Below are 21,280 nucleotides of genomic sequence, written 5' to 3' on the forward strand. Positions count from 1 at the left end.
GATTTGGGATATAGCACCCATGCAACGCTTGTCCAAGAGCCAAAGGCGATTGGCAACAAGCGACTGCTGGGGTCCGGGGTGAATCTTTTTTATCCGCTCCCTGACCGCGCGACACCACGTTGTCTACGCCCTGAACCGTGGCCCTTCGCCACGGTTTTTTACGTTAATCCCTTTTGCGCCACCACGCTATGCAGCTTATTACCTTTAAAGTAATAAATCACGAACACCACCGAGCGGACGGCCCAGTCCAGGATCATGGCCAGCCAGGTTCCCCAGACCCCCAGGCCCATTCCCTGGGCAAAAACATAGCTAAATACAATCCGGGCAAGGACCATGGAGAGGATGGACACCACCATGGGGAAGGCTGCATTGCCCATGGCCCTGAAAGCATTGGGCAGGGTGAAGGAAATGGGCCAAATGAGCATATCCATCATCCCGTGGGTCCACAGAATTCGAGTCGCTGTTTCCGCCGTTTCCGGGGTAAGGTTATACAGTATCATAATCCCTGGCAGCACTGCCAGAATCAGGATAGTCATCACCCCCATGGACAGATAGGTCAACCCCATGAGCCGCCGAATATAATACTTCGCCTGTGCCCCATCCCCGGCTCCGGCGCAGCGGCTGACCACGGTAACCATGGCGTAGCCCATGGACATTCCCGGTAAAATCATGAAATTGGCCACTGCCATGGAGACAGCGTTGGCTGCAATGGCAGAGGTCCCAAAGGTTGTAATCAGCCCCAGTACCACCAGCTTGCCAATTTGAAACAGGGAATTCTCCACCCCACTGGGGATACCGATGCGCAGAATCCGCCGAATCATGCCGCCATTAAATCGGAAATGCCGGATATGGTCGAGATACACCGCCTTATTGGGATGCCGAAGAATGACCAATCCGATAATGGCGGCCACCACCCGGGAAGCCAGGGTCGGAATGGCGACCCCTGCGGTACCAAAATGCAGCCCGTAAATCAGGAGGGCATTCCCGCACACATTGATGGCATTCATAACGATGGCAATACGCATGGGCGTGGCGGAATCTCCCTGGGTCCGGTAAATGGCCGCTACCCCACAGTACAGGGCAATCCCCGGAATTGCCGCTGAGCAAATGAGCAGATAGGTCCGGGCATGGACGTACACATCATCTGAGATCGCACCAAAAACCCCGTGGAGGATAAAGTCCTGACCCAGATACATAAAGGCCGTGATAGCCAGTGAAAAAACAAATAAAAATCCCATAAGCTGTTCTGCGGCCCGCCGTGCTTCTCCGGCACTGCGGCTGCCCAGATACTGTCCAATCACCACTGCGCCACCGGTGGCCAGCGCCGTCAGCACCTGGAGGATGAGGATAAACACATTGTCCACCAACGATACCCCGGAGACGGCGGCCTCCCCCACACTGGCAATCATAATAGAATCCGCCATCCCCACCAAAACAGTGAGGAACTGCTCCATCATCAAGGGAAGGATCAAGGCGATTAAAGCCTTTCGGGTAAATAAAAGCTTACTTTTATCCACCGTTATCCGATTAATCATTAAATTCTGTCACTTCCTTCTTTAAAGTATATTTTTTATTATACCATAGGCCCTCCCCCGGGAAAGCCAATTGCTCTGGGAATCTAAAAAAGCCACCGTGTCGGGGGCTCCAAACACTGTGGCTTTTTTACGCTTATCCTTCCATATCTGCCTTGGCCTTTTTCTGACCATAGGAATTATGGAACTTATCAATCATTTTTTCCATTTCAGCTTCATCCAAAATCACCGGAGTACCGATGGCTCGGGCATAAACATAGACCTTACAGCATTGTTCGATTTCTTCGACAATATTGAAGGCATTGAGAATATCCTCTCCACCGCCAATCAATCCGTGGTTAGCCATAATGGCCGCATAGCGATCCTTCATAGCTTCAAAGGTTACTGTGGCCAGCTCCGGTGTTCCGAAGGAAGCATAATCCCCACAGCGCACATCCAAGCCTGAGAAAGCAACCAGGTAACTGGAAGCCGGCAATCCTTCACGGATGGTCCCTAACACCGTTGCGTAAGTGGAATGGGTGTGGACTACCGCATCAATGTCATTCCGGTCGGTGTAGAAGATCCGGTGAAGGCCATGCTCGCTGGAGGGCTTCCGTTTGCCATCCACAATATTCCCTTCAAGGTCCATGACCACCACATCCTCAGGCTCGGTTTCAAAATAATCGATTCCCGAGGGGCTAATGGCAAACAGTCCCTTTTCCCGATTTAAAATACTGATATTCCCGCCAGTTCCCTTGGTCAAACCGGAGGTAATGAGTTTCTGACAATATTTTACGACGTCCTGACGTTCTTTTTCTAATAACATAAAAGTTTCTCCTTCACTTTTTTAAATTTTCCATTCAAAGGCAAATCTGCGGGCAACTACGCACGATACTCGTACAACAGCCGTCCGCCATCCACAAAGCGCTGTACATCCTCTACGAATTGACGGGTATGGTTCGTCAGTACCGCATCGGTGGCTCCGGCAATATGAGGGGTAATGACCACATTATTGAGTTCCGTAATATAAGGATGGTTACTGGCAATGGGCTCTGAGGCATAAACATCGAAGGCGGCGCCGGCAATGCGGTTTTCCTTCAGGGCATCCACCAGGGCGTCCTCATCGAGGATGGCGCCCCGGGAGCTATTAATAAAATATGCGGTGGGCTTCATTTTAGCAATCATTTCACGACTGATGATTCCCGTGGTTTCCGGGGTAATCTTCATATGACAGGTGATGAAATCGGAACCCGCCATGAGATCTTCCAGCTTTTCCACCTTTTTAATACCCACGCCTTCAATATCAATGGGACAGCAAAAGGGATCGTAAATCAGCAGCTCCATCCCGAAAGCACTGGCGATTTTACCGACTCTCCGACCAATACTGCCGTAACCGACAATCCCAAGGGTACTCCCCTTAAGCTGGGTCCCCTTAAAGACCATATAAGGCGCACCGGGCTTCATATCCCACACCATATCGACCTTTAATCCATCCTTGGTTTCCTTCACAAAATTGGGATCCGCAGTGAATTGACCCTCTTTAAGGGCCCGGTAAGCCATGGGAATCCGCCGTGCCACAGATAACATTAAACCAATGGTCATTTCCGCTGTGGTATCGGAATTACGCCCCGGGGTATAAATCACTGGGATGCCCCGTTCTTTCGCTGCTTCCATATCCACATTAACCGGGGTTGCCCGGGTCACAGCAATGAGCTTTAAGTTTGGTGCATTTTCAATGACCTTACGGGTGACATCGTCGTAGCTGGTGATGATGATATCCGCATCCCCTGCTTTTTCGGCAAACTCATCCTCTGGCATTTTGGCCAGGCCAATGGCCCAGCCGTCCTTGACCACTTCACCAATCTCATATAATGGGGTCAGTGCTTCCTCGTCGTACTCCGCTGTAAAAAAAATCTTCATGTCTTAGTCCTCCTGGATTGAAAATTCGCCGTTTTTAATCCGCTTTAACAGGCGTGCCCGTTCATGCCACAAATCGGCATTGGCCACGCGAATCGCCTTGTAAAGCGCGTATATCTCTTGGTAAATCGCCGTGTTTTCTAAATTGGGGAAATACACCTGGGTCGCCCGGCAGCATTGTCTGGCGGCATCAATATAATTCTTGTATTCGCCTGCCGCAACCCCCATCATCATGGCTGCTCCCTTGGCACCAAGCTCCGCCCCATCAGAGATAACCACCTGCATTCCCAACACATCGGCAATCATCTGCGCCCAAATGGCACTCTTGGCACCACCCCCGGCCAGATAAACCTTGGCGTTGGCATCCACCGCCACATCAGCCAGACAGTCTTTAATGGAGAGGGTAATGCCCTCATACACCGCATGGGTCAGCTCTGCCCGACCGGTTTTAGCGCTAATGCCGAAGAAATTAGCCTTGGCATCGGGATTGTAGAATGGAGCCCGTTCCCCTGCCGCACTGATGTAGGGATGGTAAATCACTCCGCCGCTGCCAGCGGGCACATCGGCAATCATAATGTCAATTTTAGAGAAATCCTTGGTCATGGCGATTTCTTCCAACACCCAGTCCAGATTGGGGGTCCCGTTCATGGTTGGCATAAGATTCATAAACAAATCTCCCACTGCGTGCTTTTCATAGCGGGTGCCTTCTTTGCCAAATTCACAACGTTCCCGTTTAATAAAGCTTTCATTGGCACAGGTCGTTCCAAGAATGACGCAAACATCGTTTTCCCCAACAGCGCCAATCCCCACTGCACTGGCCACCACATCGATGGCTCCGGTGATAACCGGTGTCCCAGGTGTCAGTCCCAGGAATTCTGCCATGTCAGCGGTCACACCGCCAGCAATGGTATCGGAGGTACTAATTTCCGGAATATAGGAAATATATTCTCCCAATCCCAGGGTTTCCAACAAATCTTCTGCAACGACACCTTTATCGGAATCCATCAAAGAAGTTCCGGTATCACTTAAATCGCCTCCCAGGAGACCCGTAAGTTTATACCGCACCCAGTCCTTACAGAAGAGCATATGGCTGGCTTGATCCAAGACTTCTTTTCGATTGTTTTTCATCCAGGATAACAGCATCAGCTGAGTGCCGGTTAGTGCTGGTGTTCCCGTAATCCGATGAATGAGCGCCCCTAACTGGGGGTCATCTTCAGTCACAACCCTGACTTCCTCTGTCGCCCGGCCATCACACCATAGAATTGCATCCTGGACCGGCTGACCGTCCCCATCAATGAGCCAGATTCCTTCCCCCTGGGCTGTTACGCCAATACCAAGGATTTCCTCTGCCTTTGCCGGGCCGCTGGCTACCAGATTTTTGATGCACAGGGCAACCTTATCCCACAGCAGATTCATGTTCTGCTCGACTTCAACATCCCCAATGTAGATTGGCTCGTTTTCCAGGCTTTCCACCGCCAGTTCTTTCCCTGCCGTATCAAACAGCACTGCCTTGACGTTGGACGTCCCGGCATCAATTCCAATGATATACTTCATCAGACCCTCCTCCTGAGTGTAGAATACCAGCTCCCCCCAAGGGTCTGATATTCCCGTTTAATTTATATCATCCACTACAGTGGAATCCATCGAATTTTGTGATAATGCGCTCACAATGGCGCTCGCTGTACAATCGTCCAAAATCAGGGTGTCAATGGCCCCGGAATTGAGACAGGCCATTATCGCCTCTACCTTGTCCAGCCCTCCCGCAATGGCGGTGACATTCGGAATGGATTTAATTAAATCCATATTCGCACTGACAAAACGTTTCCGGGCCGTACACCCCGTGTAGCTCCCATCCTGTCGAATGGGATTAATACACAAGTCTCCCACAAACCCCTCACCTCGGATTCTGTCAATATCCTCACTCCGCATAATGCCCCGGCTGTACATTGTGGCATTGTGGCTGAGCTGCCCGATTCCAAAGAGTGCCATATCACACTGGCGCATGATTTCAAAGGTATGTCGAATCGTCCGCTCCTCCATCAGGAGCTTCTTTGTTTCTTCTTTTTCCAGCATGGCTGGAGCGTAGAGCATGTAGGATACACAATCCAGCTTATCCGCCAAAATTCTGGCAATTTCATCGGACTTAACCATATCCACATCAATATTCTGAGCACCCACCATCTGAACCACTCGACAATCTCCGCGATTCATATAGGATAGCCGGGAGATGGTCCCTGCCAGGGTTTCCCCCCAGGACACCCCAATGGTCATCCCCTGGCCGATTTCTTCCTCTAAATAGCGGGCTGCCCGTTCAGCCAGAGCCGGTCGGAAATCTTCTTCACCATAGGTTTTGGCGATGATGACGCGCCGGAGGCCATAATGCTCCTCAATGGCCGCTTCTTCCTTTACCTTCCCACCATTAAAGCCATTGACTGTAATGGTCACAATCCCCAAATCCAACAGGGAATTGATAATCCGGTTAACCCGCTGCCGAGTTGTTCCCAGACGCTTTGCGATTTCATCCTGGGTGAGGCCCAGGGTGTAATACCAATGTGCAATTTTAATATACAAGCTGCGATCTTCCATAAAAACCTCCGTCAATCGTTATATTACCATTATGACATATGGTTTTTATCTCAACAACCGTAATACATTTGTATTTTTAAATTACTTTTGTATCGCATGGTCATTATACGACAGAATCGTTACATATGTCAAGAGCAAAAACATTTTTCTTCTCTTTCCTGCCCTAAGATTCCTAAAACTCGTCATTCACGCCTTACCCCCCCAGTTCAAATTTCCGGCTGCATCACCCATCCATCCCATTTAAAAAGGATCTGGACATCGACTTTATCGATGCTCAGATCCTTTTTGCTCGCCTTATTCTCTTTCTTTTTTCTTTTCTGGCAAATCCAGGAGCATGCCGCTAAAGGCTGGCAAATCCAGGCTGAGGGTAAAGGTGCCATCCTTGTCCTGCTTGTAGTGAAGCCCCCTTTGCCTCTCAGGTGATCCTCCGCCATAGATGGCTTCCTCTGTTCTGAATAAAATTTTCGGACGGCCGCCCGTCAATCCCCCCAGGGTATAGTCCGACTGGGCTTCCTCTCCAAAATTAAAGAGGGCCAGCAGGGCTTTCCCGCCGCCCCGGCGGATAAAGGCATAGGTACAGGTCCCGTCCGCCTCACAATCCAGCCATTCAAAGCCCTGGCGATGGTAATCCTGGGCGCTGAGGGCTGGATGCTCCAGATAGAGTTTGTTTAAATCCACCATAAAATGGTAAAACCCATCGTGAAGGGGGTATTTTCGCAGGTCCCAATCCTGCTCCCGCTTTTCATCCCATTCCCTAAACTGGCCGATTTCGTTCCCCATGAAATTCAGCTTTTTCCCGGGATGGGCCATCATATAGAGATATAGGGCCCGGGCCTGGGGGAATTTCATGGCATAATCGCCATACATCTTGTTAATAATCGTCGCCTTGCCGTGGACCACCTCGTCATGGGAGAGGGGGAGGAGATAGTGTTCATTATAAAAATAGGCCATGGAAAAGGTCAGCTTATGGTAATGGTCGATCCGCTCTTTCGGGGTCTTTTTAAAATAATCCAGGGTGTCATTCATCCAGCCCATGTCCCACTTATAGTCAAAGCCCAATCCCCCCTGGTTCACCGGGGTGGTTACCTGGCCATAGCTCGTGGAATCCTCGGCAATGAGCATGCAATCGGGAAAGAATGTCTTTAAGTCGCTGTTCATGGTTTTAAGGAATTCCACCCCATTGGCATTGACCCCCCGGGCTTCATCCCCCTGCCAATAAATAATGCGGCTAATGGCATCCATCCGCAAACCATCAACGTGATAGATGCGCAGCCAATAGTCTGCCGCAGACTCCAGGAAGCTTTGAACCTCTCCCCGGGAATGCATAAAGTTACAGCTTCCCCATTCGCTGACCCCCACAGCCTCGTGGGGGTATTCATACAGGGCGGTGCCATCGTAGTGGGCCAAGCCATAAGCATCCACGGCAAAGTGGATGGGGACAAAGTCCAGAATAACACCAATGCCATTTTGATGCAGCGTGTCCACCAGAGCCATCAGCTGGGTGGCGGTGCCGTAGCGGGAGGTTGGGCTGTAAAACCCCGTGTTCTGATAGCCCCAGGATTCATCACAGGGGTGCTCGGATAAGGGCATGAATTCCACGTAGTTATACCCCGATGCCTTGAGATAAGCTACCAGGGGTTCTGCCAGAGCATCGTAGGTGTACCAGCCATTTTCATCCTCGGCATTCCTCCGCCAGGAGCCCAGGTGCAGCTCGTAGATATTAACGGGCTCAACCAGCCCCGTCCCCCGGGCCGCCATCCAGTCCCCGTCCCCAAAGGTGTATTCCTCCAGATTCCGGATGATGGAGGCGTTCGCCGGGCGCAGCTCCATGCCGGTGCCGTAGGGATCGGCGTGGTCGATAATACTGCCGTCGGCCCCGGTGATTTTATATTTGTACATCATCCCCACTTCTGCCTCGGGGACAATGACCTCCCAGAAATTACCATCGTGGACCTTCTCCATGGGGATGGGGTCCCACCCGCTAAATTCCCCAATGAGGCTAACATTCCTCGCCATGGGCGCAAAGGTTCTAAAAACGTGGCCCGCCCCAGTGGGATGAACGCCGAGATAAGTATACGCATCAAAGCATTTTCCAGTATAGAAATTAAAAAAATCCATGGTGACTTCCCCATTTCTCTAAGGTTGTGTGTTAACCCTATTATATAATGGGAAAGTCGCCATGGCTATGGACAATTCAATTCTTTTGGTTACTTCATGCCAAGCTACTGCTCTTTTCCATAGCTGTAAAGAAAGCGATGGCGCTCTGATTCAACGTATTTCTCGGGAATGGTGGTCATTTCCACCCCGCCACAGAGGGCCAGATAACATTTTGCCGCCTTCTCTGTGACCTGACTGCACAACAGTGCTTCTTTTAAATCCCGTCCCACGCACACCGGGGCATGATTTCGAATGAGTACGGCATTCTTATTGCCAAGAGCTGCCACTGTCACCTCACCCAATCGCACATGCTGTTCGGCATTGACGTATTCATCGGTGATGGGGATTTCACCACCAATCATCTGGCTCATTTCTTCAAAAATAACGGGGATGCCGTGGGGTGCTGCACACATTGCCGAGGCATAAACCGGATGGCAATGAACAACCGCCCCCACATCCGGGCGATGAACGTAGATCAGACGGTGGACATGCATTTCAGAGGTCGGATTATTGTGACCTTCCAGCTTTGTACCCTCAAGATCCACAACGACCATATCCTCTGGCTTCAGGTCGGAATAATCAATACGACTCGGTGTCACCATGATATTCCCGTCGGGCAAGCGCATGCTGACATTGCCCCAGGTCCCGATAACCATTCCTGCCTTTTCAAGCCACAGACAGGCTTCAATAATTGCATGACGTCTTTCTAAATATTCCACAGGTTATTTATCCTCCGCTGTTTCTGCGATACTGCCATTCATTTCTATATTCCCGTCGCACGGATAAAGGACCGGAAAAGCCTTCTGGAGCAGGCGTCCTTCTCAAAAATCAACTCGGGATGCCATTGTACCGCTAAGCCATAAAACGATGTCGTCACACGAATGGCCTCAATCAGGCCATCGTCGCTTATGGCCTGGACCTCCAGGTCCTTTCCCAGGATATCGATGGCCTGATGATGAAGACTATTCACCCCCATTTGACCACAGCCACAAATCCGTTCCAAAAGCGTCCCCGGCTGTACCTGTACCCGATGATGATAGATCTGCTCCAGATGATCCCCTTGCTCATGGCAAAGGCCCAGGTTACTGTCCTCGGGCTTCAGGTCCGAATAAAGGGTCCCCCCCATGACCACGTTGATGAGCTGGAGGCCTCGACAAATCCCCAGAAAGGGTTTATTTTGAGCCATGACCTCGTGGAGGAGCTTCACTTCAAAACGATCCCGCTGACTGATGTCCTCTGGATCTGCTCCGGGGACATACAAGCCCGGGCCAATATCCACCCCACCGGTGAAAACGAAGCCATCCATGGCATCCACTAGTTCGATAATATCCTGGGCTTCTCCCGCAAAGGGGAGAATGACGGGAATCGCCCCTTCATCCAACAGGGCTTCCAGATATTGGGGAAAGAGACGCACCACCTTGGCATCGACCTCAAATCCCTTAAGCTTACCGACCTGGGGTGTTACCCCGATCAGCGGTTTACGCCCCCTCATTGCTGTGTCCCTCCTTGCCTCACACCGACTATTCGTATCTGTTCCTTCACTTTATCCTCGACCATTTCCTCGTCCTCTTAAATTTTCAAAGTTTTTCATATTATATCCTGTTTTCCTGCATTTTGTCTATGTTTATTCCTCCCATCCAGAGATCCCGACCAAAGATGATAAATTTTTAACAATTTTTCCCCTTTCATCATCTAATCTTGGCTATTTCTTTAGCGAGTATTTTCCCTTGTTTCTCCCAGGGCCTTGTCGTATAATTCTACTTGTAAGCATTTCGTTAATCATTTAACAAACAATCGACAATACAAGGAGGCTATTATGAATCGATTTACATTACCCCGTGATTTATACTGGGGCAAGGGTGCCCTGGAACAATTAAAAACACTCGATGGGAAACGTGCCATTATCGTCCTTGGCGGCGGCTCCATGAAACGCTTTGGCTTTGTGGACAAAGTCCAGGACTATTTAAAGGAAGCCGGGATTGAGACCCAGGTTTTCGAAGGGGTGGAACCTGATCCATCTGTGGAAACTGTAATGAAGGGGGCGAAAGCCATGCGGGAATTCCAACCCGACTGGATTATTGCCATGGGCGGCGGCTCCCCCATTGATGCGGCAAAGGCCATGTGGGTCTTTTACGAATACCCCGAAACCACCTTTGAGGAAATTATCCAGCCCTTTTCCTTCCCCACCCTGCGGCAAAAGGCAAAATTCCTTGCCATTCCCTCGACCTCTGGTACCGCTACCGAGGTAACGGCCTTTTCGGTCATTACGGATTACACTAAGGGAACCAAGTATCCTCTGGCTGACTTCAATATTACCCCGGATGTGGCCATTGTTGATCCGGAACTGGCTGAAACCATGCCAGCCAAGCTCACTGCCCACACCGGAATGGACGCCCTGACCCACGCCATTGAGGCCTATGTCTCTACCCTGCACTCACCCTTTACCGATCCCCTGGCCCTCCAGGCCATCGTTATGATCCGGGAGTACCTTAAGCCTTCCTACAACGGGGATATGGCTGCCCGGGAACAAATGCACTATGCCCAGTGTCTGGCGGGGATGGCCTTTAGCAATGCGTTGTTGGGTATTACCCACTCCATCGCCCATAAAACGGGTCCGGCTTACGCCGTCGGACATATCCCCCATGGCTGTGCCAACGCCATCTACCTGCCCTATGTCATCCGATTCAATGCCAAGGATCCCCAGGCCTGTGCCCGTTACGCTGAAATTGCCCGTGCCCTGGGACTCACCGGTGATGATGATGAAACCTTAAAAGAGGCCCTCTGTGCACTCATCGAGCAATTCAACCTCGCCATGGATATTCCCAATACCATGAAGGACTTTGGAATCCCTGAGGATGAATTCCTTGAAAAACTGAACTTCGTGGCCAGCTTAGCTGTGGAAGATGCCTGTACCGGTTCCAACCCCCGTGCCATTGATGTCCCACTCATGACACAGCTGCTTAAGGCTATCTATTACGGAACCCCCATCGATTTCTGAGTGATCTAAACCTTATAATTTCTGTTGATCGACCAAGGGACCACTCCGATACTCGGGGTGGTCCCTTAACTTTTATAGAATTTGGGGAAATCCTGGCAAATGCCATAAAATGTCTAAAGCATTCTTCAGTAATGAAGGCTATACTGGTATGAATGAACAGCATGAGAAAGGATTGTGATTAAAATGGCAGATAAAACGGTAAAGGAAACCATCAAGGCTTCTGCTGTGAATGTAGCACTGAATTATTTAGATAAGGACCCGGAAAAGAACCTTCCCAAGCTGCTGGATTGGGTGGATCGTTTTGATCGGGGGGACATGTTCCTTTCCTTCAGAAAGCTCTTTCGGGAGGTCCTTGACGACCCCGACAATAATTGGTATCAGCTGATGATGAGTCTCTGGAATGATGTGGACACCGACGTCCGCAAGACGACCTTCAAGAATTTTATTGTGAACAGCGCCCTTATCGGACTGCCCCGGGGAGATGCCTACCGTGAAAAATACCAGTGTAATATTCCCTGGGCCATCCTTTTAGACCCTACCACCGCCTGTAACCTCCACTGCATCGGCTGCTGGGCCGCAGAATACGGCAAGAACACCAATATGGATTATGCCACCCTCAGCGACATCGTCCGGCAGGGTAAAAAAATGGGTACCTATATGTATATCTTTACCGGCGGGGAACCCCTGGTACGAAAAAAGGACATCATCCGTCTCTGTGAAGAACACTCGGACTGTCAGTTCCTCTCCTTTACCAACGGGACGCTCATTGATGATGCCTTTGCCGAAGAAATGCTTCGGGTGAAAAACTTCGTTCCGGCCATCTCCGTGGAAGGCTTTGGGGAAGCCACCGACAGCCGCCGGGGTGAAGGGACCTACGATAAGGTCATTGCGGCAATGGAAATCCTGCGCCGGCATAAACTGCCCTTTGGTGTTTCCTGCTGCTACACCCGGACCAATACGGAAGTCATCGGCAGTGAAGCATACATCGATGATCTCATTGCCAAGGGGGCTAAATTCGCCTGGTTCTTTACCTATATGCCAGTGGGTAAAGATGCCGTCCCAGAGCTTTTGGCCACCGATGAGCAGCGGAAATTCATGTACCATCAAATCCGAAAATTCCGAAAAACCAAGCCCATCTTTACCATGGACTTCTGGAACGATGGTGAGTATGTCCGGGGCTGTATCGCCGGGGGAAGGAACTACCTCCATATTAATGCGGCCGGAGATATTGAACCCTGTGCCTTCATCCACTATTCCGACTCCAATATCTATGATAAAACCCTTTTGGAAGCCTACCAGTCCCCTCTCTTTATGGCCTACAAAGAAGGTCAGCCCTTTAATGACAATATGCTGCGTCCCTGTCCACTCTTAGACAACTACGGTGCCCTGGCCAAGATGGTGGATACCTCCGGTGCCCACTCCACGGATATGGAAAGTCCCGAGGATGTCCATGACCTCTGCGATAAATGCAAGGCTGTCTCGGAAAAATGGGCCGAAACCGCCGATGCCCTTTGGGAAGAAAATCCCCATTGGAATCGGACGGAACGGGAATTTAAGTATTAGGGGAACCTTGACACCCTCCATTCCCACCGTTATAATGACAGTACAACCATATATAAAGGGGAGCTTGTACACAGGCTGAGAGGAAGCGTGACGCTTCGACCCACACACCTGATATGGGTAATGCCATCGTAGGAAATAATATACGAACCGACTAAGGGAACACCCCATACCCATGGGTGTTCCCTTATCAATTTTTTGGAGGAAAATAATGTTAGAAAATTATCTTAACCAGGTCCGAAGCACCACACCTTTGGTCCACAATATCACCAACTACGTCACCGTTAATGACTGCGCCAATATCCTCATCGCTTGTGGGGGCGCCCCCATTATGGCCGACGATATAGACGATGCCGTGGAAATCACCGCCATTTGCGGGGGGCTGAACCTCAACATCGGCACCTTGAATTCCAGGACCATCCCGGCCATGATGGCCGCTGGTATTCGAGCGGGCGAACTAAACCATCCCATCCTTTTGGACCCCGTGGGAGCAGGCGCTTCGGCCCAGCGTACCCAAACGGCCCTAAACCTCATGGAAAACCTGCCCCTCACTGCTATCCGTGGCAATATCTCTGAGATCAAAACCCTGGCCACCGGCACCGGGGCCACCCGGGGCGTCGATGCCGATGTGGCGGATACCGTCACCCCGGAAACCTTAGACGCCGTTATTGCCTTCGCCCAGGAATTCGCTGCCAAAACCGGAGCCGTCATCGCCATCACCGGGGCCACAGACATCGTGGCCACCGGAGATCGGGCAGGAATCATCCGAAATGGAGTGCCCATGATGGCAGATATTACGGGCAGTGGCTGTATGCTGTCCGCCATGGCCACCGCCTATCTCACCGCCAATCCCGGGGATTCCTTTATGGCCATGGTTGCGGCAATCTGTGCCATGGGCGTGGCTGGAGAAATCGCCGTGAAAAACATGCTTCCCTCAGATGGGAACGCTACCTTCCGCAACCGCCTCATCGATGCCATCTACCATCTGGATGGGGATACTCTGGAAGGACGGGCCAGCTATGAATTGCGCTAAGGACCTCCTCCTCTACGCCGTTACCGACCGATACTGGCTGGGGAACCACACCTTGTCCCAGGATGTGGAAGCCGCCCTCCAGGGTGGTGCCACTATGATCCAGCTCCGGGAAAAGACCCTCTCCCATGAGGATTTTCTCGCCGAAGCCAAGGTTATCAAGGCACTGTGTGCCCAATACGACGTCCCCTTTATAATCAATGACAATGTGGCGATCGCCCGGGCCTGTGATGCCGACGGCATCCACGTGGGGCAACGGGACATGGAAGCAGATGATGTCCGGGCCCTTATCGGCAACACAAAGCTCCTGGGAGTCTCTGCCCAAACCGTGGAACAGGCCCTTTTGGCCCAGTCCATGGGGGCCGATTATCTGGGTGTCGGAGCGGTATACACCACCGGAACCAAGGCTGACGCCGACCATGTCTCCATGAATACCCTGGCCGATATCTGCGCCGCCGTGGATATTCCGGTGGTGGCCATCGGCGGCATCACCCGGGAGAACCTCTCTGGGCTTTCTGGTACGGGGATTGCCGGTATCGCTGTCGTCTCGGCCATCTTTGCTGCTGAAGATATTAAAGAGGCTACCCAGGAGCTGCTGACCATGACCCGGGAAATGATCCATGACCGCTAAGTCCATTTCCCTGGGGGACATTGCCATCCCCATCACCGGGGTCATCTTTGATCTGGATGGGACGCTATTGGATTCCATGCCCATCTGGGCCACCATCGCCTCGGACTACCTTCGCTCCCAGGGCATCCCGCCGGAGCCCGGTTTAGATCAGCGTTTTATGTCTTTGAGCATGGCCCAGGGTGCCGCCCACTACAGAGACCACTATGGCCTTGATAAGCCAGTGGATAAGATTATCGCCGAGGTCTGCGCCATGGTCTACGAGGCCTATGCCACCCGGGTCCCCCTAAAACCCGGGGCCCACGACTTTCTCACCACCCTCCATGCCGCCGGTATCCCCACGGTTATCGCCACGGCCTCGGAGAGGGATCTCATCCATGCTGCCCTGGCACAGCATCAACTGACCCACTGCATCGACCACATCCTCACTTGCTCTGAGGCGGGGTTTGGCAAGGATCGCCCGGAGATTTTCGAAGCCGCATTGGCTCTTTTAGGGACATCTAAAAAAAGCACCCTCGTCTTTGAAGATGCCTACCACGCCATAAAAACCGCTGCCGGGGCGGGCTTTACAGTCATCGCCATGTCCGATGACAGTGCCGCTGCCGATGCCGGGGCTATTGAGACCCTCTGCCCCATGACCATTCACACGTTTAAGGAGCTTTTATGAAAACCGTTTTGACCATCGCTGGATCGGACTCCAGCGGCGGTGCAGGTATCCAGGCGGATATCAAAACCATCGCCGCCCATGGGCTATACGCCACCAGTGCCATTACCGCCCTCACAGCCCAGAATACCCTGGGGGTCACCGCCATTCAGGAAACGACCCCGGATTTTCTGGCTGCCCAGCTGGATGCGGTTTTTACAGATATTCCCCCGGATGTCGTTAAAATCGGCATGGTGGCCAACGCTGCGTTGATCGCAGTCATTGCCGAAAAGCTGGTCCAGTACAGGCCCGCCGCCATCGTGGCAGATCCGGTGATGGTGTCCACCAGCGGCTCTGCCCTCCTGGTCCCAGAGGCCCGGGAGACCTTAATCCATACCCTCCTGCCTTTAGCCACTCTCATCACGCCGAATATCCCCGAGGCTGAGGTCCTTTGGGGACAGGCCATCCCCAATAAAAAGGCCATGGAGACCGCCGCTCAGGCCATCGCCCACCAGCTTAAGGGGCCGGCAGTTCTCATTAAAGGGGGACACCGGGTGTCTGATGCCACCGATCTTCTCTACACCCAGGACACCCTGACCTGGTTTTCCGGCCAGCGTATTGCGACGGAAAATACCCACGGTACTGGCTGTACCCTCTCCTCGGCCATTGCCTGCCAGCTGGCCCTCGGTGAGGATGTGCCCACCAGCATTAAAAGGGCCAAGGCGTACCTCACCGGCGCCCTTAGGGCGGGGCTTAACCTCGGTCAGGGCTCTGGACCTCTGGATCACGGTTGGCAAAGGGGTAATTAAACAGACAATCCCATGCTAAAAGAATCTTGACGATGCCCTTGCTGCGTTATACAATAAAAATATCAAATCAAAAGGGAGATTCCCATGAAAACCTATGAATTGGTCACCGATCTGATCAACCAATGCGGTGGCGCGGCCAACCCGGTCACCACCTTTTCTGACATAGAGGCCGAAAGCCCCGAGGCTTATCTCCAAGCCAAACATCCCGTGGATTACGCCGACTTCAAGAAAACCACCTTCGACAATGGCGATGTTCAGTTCGTTTTAGATAAATACGCCTTAACCTACCGGTATACCTTCAGCGCCTGACCCGACTGCTTCGGGTGGCAAAAACACCCCAGCGCATGGTCATTCACCACCCCCACAGCCTGGAGAAAGGCGTAGATAATGGTACTGCCCACAAAGCCCATCCCCCGACCCTTCAAATCTGCAGAAATGGCATCGGACAGGGGGGTCTTTGCCGGCAGAACATCATCGTTATTTACCAAAGTCTGACCCTGGGTAAAGCCCCAAAGATAGGTATCGAAGCTACCGTACTCCTCCTGGATCTCTAAAAAAACCTGGGCATTTTTAACCGCTGCATCAATTTTCCGGCGGTTACGCACAATCCCAGCGTCCTGCATCAAGGCTTCTTTTTTAGCCGTATCGTAGGCCGCCACCGCCGCCGGATCAAAGCCATCGAAGGCCTTTCTAAAATTCTCCCGCTTCTTTAAAATGGTCAGCCAGGACAGTCCAGCCTGGAATCCCTCCAAAATCAGCATCTCAAAAAGCAGGCCATCGTCATGGACCGGCACCCCCCATTGATTATCATGATAATTGATATATTCGGCAGATTTCAAATCCACCCAGGTACAGCGTTGTAAGATCACCAGTGTGAGTCCCTCCTCTTTTTTATCGATTATAATCGCCATCACTTCCTTTCACAACCCCCTTTTAAAATTTATCCCTCAATTCTAAAAACCCGCCCTTTGATTATGGTATAATAAAATTATTATTATTGTAAAAGGAAGGTGTAATGGACGATGGAATTAAAACAATCCACCCTTATGTATTTCAGTCCAACCGGCTCCACCGCCCAGGTTATCCGGTCCATGGCAGACTACTCTGCGGCCCCGGTATCTGAAGTAAACCTCACCCCGATTCAAGACCCCTGCAGACGATCCTTTGATGATCGAGAGCTCCTGATTATTGGGGTTCCTGTTTTTGGGGGACGCATTCCCCCGGTGGTTAAGGACCGTCTGGCCTATATTAAAGGCGCGGACACCCCTGCCGTCGTCGTCGCAACCTACGGAAACCGCCACTACGACGATGCTCTCCTGGAGCTTTCTGATTTCCTGTCGGCGAAGGGCTTTGTCACCATTGCTGGTGCCGCCGTGGTCACACGCCACTCCATTGTCCCCACCATTGCCGAAGGCCGTCCGGACGAGGGGGATTTTGCTGCCTTCAACGCCTTCACCCGCCAGATCTTCGAAAGGGTTGCGGCCATGGAACAGGGGCATCCCAAGGCGGTGACCCTGCCAGGCAACCCAGAATATAAGGATTTCAAAGGGATTCCCTTTAAACCCATTACCAATATGGACTGTGTGGCCTGCTGTGCCTGTGTGGATGTCTGCCCCATGGGCGCCATTCCCATGGATTCCCCCAGCAAGACCATTAAGGAAAAGTGTATCACCTGTATGGCCTGTGTTTGGGCCTGTCCAAAGGAAGCCCGGGCCCTGGGAAAGATGGATATCCTCTTTACCAAGCAGCATATCGGCAAAACGGCTAAAGTTCATAAAGACCCCACGTTTTTCTTATAAATTAAATCAATACAAAGGAGATGGAAGTATGATTGATGTCCGACTAGAAGGGGACAAGATGATTACCCCTGAAAAAGCCCAGTCCCATATTAAAAAGAGAATGGATTTTGAAGATAACTACGGTGCTACCCCCGACGCCCTTTGGGATGCCTTAAATGATATTGAAGAACCCACCGCCATCACCCTGTATGATACCCAAGCCATGTTAAATAACCTGGGACAATACGGCTATGATCTTTTGGATACCTTCCAGGATGCGGCAAAGGTCAACGGCGATCTGTTATTTGAAGAAGACTAAGGTATCCAATTTGTCAGTGCCAAACGCTATACCGATATCCCTCTTTAAACGCCTGGGATCAAACAATCTGGATAATATTCTTCCAGTGGATAATGCGTATACGAGGAGATAAACACAATGCCAAAAAATTCTCATCATAGGCCATCTGAAAAAAGTATTCATACCCTTGGACTGACCAGCGTGGATAATGCCCGGGATCTGGGCGGCTATTGTACGACCCATGGTCAGACCGTTAAATACAAAAAGCTTCTGCGCATGGGCAAGCTTTCAGCCATCAGCCAAGAGGATATCCAACGCCTGAGGGCTGAGGATGTCACCCTGGTATTGGACCTGCGAACGACCCAGGAAATTACCGATTTTCCGGACATTCATATCCCTGGCGCCCAGTATCTGAGCCTCAAAATCCTTGATGAAAATGCCAAGGATGAAAGCCGCCTGATGTCCAGCCAGTATGTCAATGCGATCGACTCCGTCCAGGGATTGGTGGATCTGATCGCCAGTGGCCGTCTCACCGACAATTTATACACTGGGATTCTATCCTCCACCTATATGCAAACCCAGTATCGTACATTTTTTAAACAGATCCTGGCCAATGCGGACCACAGTACGGTGTTCCATTGTACCGGAGGAAAGGATCGCACCGGGATTGCTGCGGTGCTGCTCCTCACCGCCTTAGGCGTGGACCAGGAAACCTGTTTGGCAGACTTCGCTTTAACCAATCTTTTTTATCAAGAAAAAATAGAAGCTGTTCTGGCTCAGACGAAACATCTCACTGAAGAGCCCAAAATTCTTGCTGGAGCCGCCGCCCTTATTGGTGTAGATCCTATCTACATGGAAAAGCTCTTTAATGAATCCAAAAGCCAGTATGGTTCAATGATGAATTTTCTTGTCCAAGGTATTGGCTTAACCCATGATGATTTTATTTCCCTTCGAAAGAACTTCCTCGAATAGTACCCAAAAGGGCCATGGCCCTTTTTTTGATGCCATATTGCTTTATAAGGCGCGCCCAGAGAGATGGATGGAAAATTCGTAGCGGCTGCCGTCCACCACCATACGCACAACCTCAATGGGATGATCCTCCATATAGGTCACCCGATTATTAATCAGTAAGGGGTGCCCCACGGGCACATCCAAAAGCTGGGCCTGGGTAAAATCCGCCACCGCTGCCCGGATGGTATCATCGGCATCGGTTATTCTGACCTGATGTTTTTTCTCTAAATAGGCATATAAAGAGGTAATCTGATCCTGATCCTCTAAAATCCCCGGGGCAATGTCCGGGTTCAGGTAATTCGTCATAATGGCGATGGGTCGGCCATCTGCCATCTGGATGCGCTGGATGCGGATCACTGCCGATCCCTCCGAAAGCTTGAGGGCCTTCAATACTAAAGGTGGGGGAATGATTTCATCAATATAAATCCCTTTGGAGGAAACATCATGCCCTTTTGCCCGCATGGTTTCCGTAAAAGAGGTCACCTGGTTGAGGCGCTGGGTGGCGGTGGCATCGACCACCTCGGTACCCCGGCCCTGCTGAACGTGGAGAAGCCCCTCCTGCTCGAGCAAGGCCACTGCCTTACGGATGGTGGTTCGGCTGACCTCAAATAGGCTGCAAAGCTCTGTTTCTGTGGGAATCAAGGTTCCCGGTGGATATTCTTTATTGGTGATACGCTGTTTTAATGCATCGTAAACACGACGATAGCTTGGATATCGGGACATGGCAAACCTCCTCTTATTTTTTAGAATAGCATAGCCCAAAACATTTGTCCAACCCTTAAATTAAACATCACTAAAACATTTCTATTGACATTCAAAAGATAACTATGTATAATCAAAAACAAATCCGGATAGAGGGACTTATTCCCAAAAAATCATTTTATGGAGGAAAGATCATGTCAGTTTTAGATATGTTTAGTATGAAAGGTAAGTGTGGGTTTGTAACCGGCGGCTCCAGGGGGATTGGCTATGCCGTGGCAAAGGCATTGGCCGAAGCCGGGGCTGATGTCGCCCTGGTCGCTACGAATATGACCATTGCCGAAAAAGCGGCGGCGGATATTCGCACCAGTACCGGGCGAAACATTACAGCAATCGGCTGCGATGTGACCAAGCCTGAAGAGGTAGATGCCATGATGGCGATTTTCCTGGAAACCTACAAAACCATTGACTTCGCTGTCAATAACGCCGGTATTTTCAACGGCTTTGCGGTGGAGGATATCCGACCCGAGGATTTCAAAGCCGTACTGGATGTCAATTTAAACGGTGTTTTTCTGACCGCCCAGGCGGCCGCCAAGGCCATGTTAAAGGAGGGGAAGAGCGGCAGCATTATTTCGACGGCCTCCATGTCCGGGCACATCGTCAATGTTCCCCAGACCATCGCCAATTACTGTGCCTCTAAGGCAGCCGTTATCCACCTGAGCAAGGCCATGGCGGTGGAATGGGCCGAACGTGGGATTCGCGTCAACACCGTAAGTCCCGGGTATATCACGACCGAGCTGGTGGCCGAACTCACCGATATGCACCCCATCTGGAATGAGATGGTCCCCATGAAACGCCTTGGGACTGTGGAGGATCTGGTGGGTGCCTACCTCTACCTCGCTTCCGATGCTTCCCGCTACACCACCGGCTCCGATATCATCGTTGACGGCGGCTATTGCTGCCGATAGGAGAAGCAATGACGTATTCAAAACACGATATTGCTCGGATGATTGACATCAGCGCCGTCCAGGCCCAGTCCACCCAGGCCGATGTGGATGCCATTATCGCCGCGGCCAAGGCCCATCGCTTTATTTGCGTTTTTCCCCTCCACGGCTTCTTAAACCGGGCCCTGGATGCCATGGCGAACGAACCGGATATTATGGTTGGCGGGGTCATCGGCTTTCCATCTGGTGGTGAATTGACTGAATTCAAAATCCATCAGGCCAAAATCTTGACCGCCATGGGTTGCGGTGAGGTGGATATGGTCCTCAATGTGGGGATGCTGAAATCTGGGCAGGACGGTGCCGTCGCCCGGGATATCCGCCGGGTCGCCGACGCGGCAGGGAATACCCCCCTAAAGGTCATTATGGAGGCGCCGCTTCTCACCAATGACGAAATCGCCCGGGCTGCAAAACTGATCTGTGACAACGGCGCCAGCTTTATTAAAACCGGTACCGGCTGGTCCGGCACCACCACTGACCACCATATCGACGTGATTAAAAAAGCGGTAGGGAATACCCTTCCCCTTAAAGTAGCGGGTGGGGTGCGCAATCTGGAAACCGTTCTGCGGATGGTGGATATGGGTGTCAGCCGTTTCGGCATTGGTTATGCATCCGCGCTGAATATCCTCAATGAAGTTAAAGAATAATGGAGTA

22 protein-coding genes and 1 riboswitch are annotated in these 21,280 nt (G+C 51.4%); of the genes, 12 read left to right on the plus strand and 10 right to left on the minus strand.

Translation table 11 applies throughout. The features are described from left to right. Positions 1-158: 158 nt before the first annotated feature. The 8 genes from BLU30_RS07580 to BLU30_RS07615 form a co-directional block, all read right to left on the minus strand. Positions 159-1,535 (minus strand): MATE family efflux transporter, encoded by a 1,377-nt coding sequence (locus BLU30_RS07580; protein ID WP_090245184.1) that lies wholly within the window; start codon positions 1,533-1,535, stop codon positions 159-161. Between the two features lie 133 nt (positions 1,536-1,668). Further along, positions 1,669-2,337 (minus strand): L-fuculose-phosphate aldolase, encoded by a 669-nt coding sequence (locus BLU30_RS07585; protein ID WP_090245185.1) that lies wholly within the window; start codon positions 2,335-2,337, stop codon positions 1,669-1,671. 56 nt (positions 2,338-2,393) lie between these two features. Next, complete coding sequence (locus BLU30_RS07590; RefSeq protein WP_090245186.1) at positions 2,394-3,431, minus strand: 2-hydroxyacid dehydrogenase; 1,038 nt, start codon at positions 3,429-3,431, stop codon at positions 2,394-2,396. Between the two features lie 3 nt (positions 3,432-3,434). Further along, on the minus strand, positions 3,435-4,982 hold the full coding sequence (locus BLU30_RS07595; protein WP_090245188.1) for an FGGY-family carbohydrate kinase: 1,548 nt from the start codon (positions 4,980-4,982) through the stop codon (positions 3,435-3,437). 57 nt (positions 4,983-5,039) lie between these two features. Next, a complete protein-coding gene (locus tag BLU30_RS07600) occupies positions 5,040-6,014 on the minus strand; it encodes a sugar-binding transcriptional regulator (protein WP_090245189.1) in 975 nt (324 codons plus the stop codon). A gap of 294 nt (positions 6,015-6,308) precedes the next feature. Beyond that, on the minus strand, positions 6,309-8,132 hold the full coding sequence (glgB, locus tag BLU30_RS07605) for a 1,4-alpha-glucan branching protein GlgB (RefSeq protein WP_090245191.1): 1,824 nt from the start codon (positions 8,130-8,132) through the stop codon (positions 6,309-6,311). A 104-nt stretch (positions 8,133-8,236) separates the two neighbouring features. Beyond that, positions 8,237-8,890, minus strand: coding sequence for a class II aldolase/adducin family protein (locus tag BLU30_RS07610; protein ID WP_090245192.1), 654 nt, complete (start codon positions 8,888-8,890; stop codon positions 8,237-8,239). 44 nt (positions 8,891-8,934) lie between these two features. Next, positions 8,935-9,663, minus strand: coding sequence for a gamma-glutamyl-gamma-aminobutyrate hydrolase family protein (locus BLU30_RS07615; RefSeq protein ID WP_090245194.1), 729 nt, complete (start codon positions 9,661-9,663; stop codon positions 8,935-8,937). A gap of 324 nt (positions 9,664-9,987) precedes the next feature. Here BLU30_RS07615 and BLU30_RS07620 point away from each other — a divergent pair, with 324 nt between their 5' ends. The 7 genes from BLU30_RS07620 (at position 9,988) to BLU30_RS07650 (ending at position 16,148) form a co-directional block, all read left to right on the plus strand. Next, positions 9,988-11,169 (plus strand): iron-containing alcohol dehydrogenase, encoded by a 1,182-nt coding sequence (locus BLU30_RS07620; protein WP_090245195.1) that lies wholly within the window; start codon positions 9,988-9,990, stop codon positions 11,167-11,169. A 183-nt stretch (positions 11,170-11,352) separates the two neighbouring features. Next, a complete protein-coding gene (locus BLU30_RS07625) occupies positions 11,353-12,732 on the plus strand; it encodes a radical SAM protein (RefSeq protein WP_090245317.1) in 1,380 nt (459 codons plus the stop codon). 46 nt (positions 12,733-12,778) lie between these two features. Then, positions 12,779-12,885, plus strand: a riboswitch (TPP riboswitch). 55 nt (positions 12,886-12,940) lie between these two features. Then, positions 12,941-13,762 carry a hydroxyethylthiazole kinase gene (gene thiM, locus BLU30_RS07630; RefSeq protein ID WP_090245197.1) on the plus strand — a complete coding sequence of 274 codons (822 nt, stop codon included), beginning with the start codon at positions 12,941-12,943 and terminating at the stop codon, positions 13,760-13,762. Then, positions 13,749-14,390 (plus strand): thiamine phosphate synthase, encoded by a 642-nt coding sequence (thiE, locus tag BLU30_RS07635; RefSeq protein WP_090245199.1) that lies wholly within the window; start codon positions 13,749-13,751, stop codon positions 14,388-14,390. Before thiM ends, thiE begins: the two co-directional genes overlap by 14 nt. After that, the gene (locus tag BLU30_RS07640; RefSeq protein WP_090245201.1) at positions 14,380-15,054 is read left to right on the plus strand and encodes an HAD family hydrolase; all 675 of its coding nucleotides are present in this window, start codon (positions 14,380-14,382) and stop codon (positions 15,052-15,054) included. The genes thiE and BLU30_RS07640 overlap by 11 nt, the downstream gene beginning before the upstream one ends. Next, positions 15,051-15,839, plus strand: a complete 789-nt coding sequence (gene thiD / locus BLU30_RS07645) for a bifunctional hydroxymethylpyrimidine kinase/phosphomethylpyrimidine kinase (protein WP_090245202.1) — start codon at positions 15,051-15,053, stop codon at positions 15,837-15,839. Before BLU30_RS07640 ends, thiD begins: the two co-directional genes overlap by 4 nt. A gap of 84 nt (positions 15,840-15,923) precedes the next feature. After that, the gene (locus tag BLU30_RS07650; protein WP_090245204.1) at positions 15,924-16,148 is read left to right on the plus strand and encodes a hypothetical protein; all 225 of its coding nucleotides are present in this window, start codon (positions 15,924-15,926) and stop codon (positions 16,146-16,148) included. On the opposite strand, the gene BLU30_RS07655 is transcribed toward BLU30_RS07650, so the two are convergent. Beyond that, positions 16,124-16,750, minus strand: a complete 627-nt coding sequence (locus BLU30_RS07655; protein WP_090245205.1) for a DNA-3-methyladenine glycosylase I — start codon at positions 16,748-16,750, stop codon at positions 16,124-16,126. The genes BLU30_RS07650 and BLU30_RS07655 overlap by 25 nt on opposite strands. A 111-nt stretch (positions 16,751-16,861) precedes the next feature. On the opposite strand from BLU30_RS07655, the gene BLU30_RS07660 reads away from it, so the two are divergent. From BLU30_RS07660 to BLU30_RS07670, 3 genes are all read left to right on the plus strand, one after another. Further along, complete coding sequence (locus BLU30_RS07660; RefSeq protein WP_090245207.1) at positions 16,862-17,638, plus strand: EFR1 family ferrodoxin; 777 nt, start codon at positions 16,862-16,864, stop codon at positions 17,636-17,638. 28 nt (positions 17,639-17,666) lie between these two features. Continuing rightward, positions 17,667-17,936 (plus strand): barstar family protein, encoded by a 270-nt coding sequence (locus tag BLU30_RS14230; protein WP_090307194.1) that lies wholly within the window; start codon positions 17,667-17,669, stop codon positions 17,934-17,936. 117 nt (positions 17,937-18,053) lie between these two features. Beyond that, complete coding sequence (locus BLU30_RS07670; RefSeq protein WP_090245210.1) at positions 18,054-18,887, plus strand: tyrosine-protein phosphatase; 834 nt, start codon at positions 18,054-18,056, stop codon at positions 18,885-18,887. A gap of 42 nt (positions 18,888-18,929) precedes the next feature. On the opposite strand, the gene BLU30_RS07675 is transcribed toward BLU30_RS07670, so the two are convergent. Beyond that, a complete protein-coding gene (locus tag BLU30_RS07675) occupies positions 18,930-19,649 on the minus strand; it encodes a GntR family transcriptional regulator (protein WP_090245212.1) in 720 nt (239 codons plus the stop codon). Positions 19,650-19,822: 173 nt separating this feature from the next. On the opposite strand from BLU30_RS07675, the gene BLU30_RS07680 reads away from it, so the two are divergent. After that, positions 19,823-20,593 (plus strand): SDR family oxidoreductase, encoded by a 771-nt coding sequence (locus BLU30_RS07680; protein ID WP_090245215.1) that lies wholly within the window; start codon positions 19,823-19,825, stop codon positions 20,591-20,593. 8 nt (positions 20,594-20,601) lie between these two features. Further along, entirely contained in the window at positions 20,602-21,273 is a 672-nt protein-coding gene (gene deoC / locus BLU30_RS07685; RefSeq protein ID WP_090245217.1) for a deoxyribose-phosphate aldolase, read from the plus strand. Positions 21,274-21,280: the final 7 nt, after the last annotated feature.

The organism is Eubacterium barkeri (assembly GCF_900107125.1).
In the GTDB taxonomy this organism is placed as follows: Bacteria; Bacillota; Clostridia; order Eubacteriales; family Eubacteriaceae; genus Eubacterium_O; species Eubacterium_O barkeri.

Bases quoted from the DNA above. Each gene is read 5' to 3' on its own strand.
- deoC (WP_090245217.1), top strand. From the start codon at position 20,602: ATGACGTATTCAAAACACGATATTGCTCGGATGATTGACATCAGCGCC.
- BLU30_RS07625 (WP_090245317.1), top strand. From the start codon at position 11,353: ATGGCAGATAAAACGGTAAAGGAAACCATCAAGGCTTCTGCTGTGAAT.
- BLU30_RS07620 (WP_090245195.1), top strand. From the start codon at position 9,988: ATGAATCGATTTACATTACCCCGTGATTTATACTGGGGCAAGGGTGCC.
- BLU30_RS07615 (WP_090245194.1), bottom strand. From the start codon at position 9,663: ATGAGGGGGCGTAAACCGCTGATCGGGGTAACACCCCAGGTCGGTAAG.
- BLU30_RS07600 (WP_090245189.1), bottom strand. From the start codon at position 6,014: ATGGAAGATCGCAGCTTGTATATTAAAATTGCACATTGGTATTACACC.
- BLU30_RS07680 (WP_090245215.1), top strand. From the start codon at position 19,823: ATGTCAGTTTTAGATATGTTTAGTATGAAAGGTAAGTGTGGGTTTGTA.
- BLU30_RS07670 (WP_090245210.1), top strand. From the start codon at position 18,054: ATGCCAAAAAATTCTCATCATAGGCCATCTGAAAAAAGTATTCATACC.
- BLU30_RS07590 (WP_090245186.1), bottom strand. From the start codon at position 3,431: ATGAAGATTTTTTTTACAGCGGAGTACGACGAGGAAGCACTGACCCCA.
- thiD (WP_090245202.1), top strand. From the start codon at position 15,051: ATGAAAACCGTTTTGACCATCGCTGGATCGGACTCCAGCGGCGGTGCA.
- BLU30_RS07595 (WP_090245188.1), bottom strand. From the start codon at position 4,982: ATGAAGTATATCATTGGAATTGATGCCGGGACGTCCAACGTCAAGGCA.
- BLU30_RS07650 (WP_090245204.1), top strand. From the start codon at position 15,924: ATGAAAACCTATGAATTGGTCACCGATCTGATCAACCAATGCGGTGGC.
- BLU30_RS14230 (WP_090307194.1), top strand. From the start codon at position 17,667: ATGATTGATGTCCGACTAGAAGGGGACAAGATGATTACCCCTGAAAAA.
- glgB (WP_090245191.1), bottom strand. From the start codon at position 8,132: ATGGATTTTTTTAATTTCTATACTGGAAAATGCTTTGATGCGTATACT.
- BLU30_RS07660 (WP_090245207.1), top strand. From the start codon at position 16,862: ATGGAATTAAAACAATCCACCCTTATGTATTTCAGTCCAACCGGCTCC.
- BLU30_RS07640 (WP_090245201.1), top strand. From the start codon at position 14,380: ATGACCGCTAAGTCCATTTCCCTGGGGGACATTGCCATCCCCATCACC.
- BLU30_RS07585 (WP_090245185.1), bottom strand. From the start codon at position 2,337: ATGTTATTAGAAAAAGAACGTCAGGACGTCGTAAAATATTGTCAGAAA.
- BLU30_RS07655 (WP_090245205.1), bottom strand. From the start codon at position 16,750: ATGGCGATTATAATCGATAAAAAAGAGGAGGGACTCACACTGGTGATC.
- BLU30_RS07675 (WP_090245212.1), bottom strand. From the start codon at position 19,649: ATGTCCCGATATCCAAGCTATCGTCGTGTTTACGATGCATTAAAACAG.
- BLU30_RS07580 (WP_090245184.1), bottom strand. From the start codon at position 1,535: ATGATTAATCGGATAACGGTGGATAAAAGTAAGCTTTTATTTACCCGA.
- thiE (WP_090245199.1), top strand. From the start codon at position 13,749: ATGAATTGCGCTAAGGACCTCCTCCTCTACGCCGTTACCGACCGATAC.
- thiM (WP_090245197.1), top strand. From the start codon at position 12,941: ATGTTAGAAAATTATCTTAACCAGGTCCGAAGCACCACACCTTTGGTC.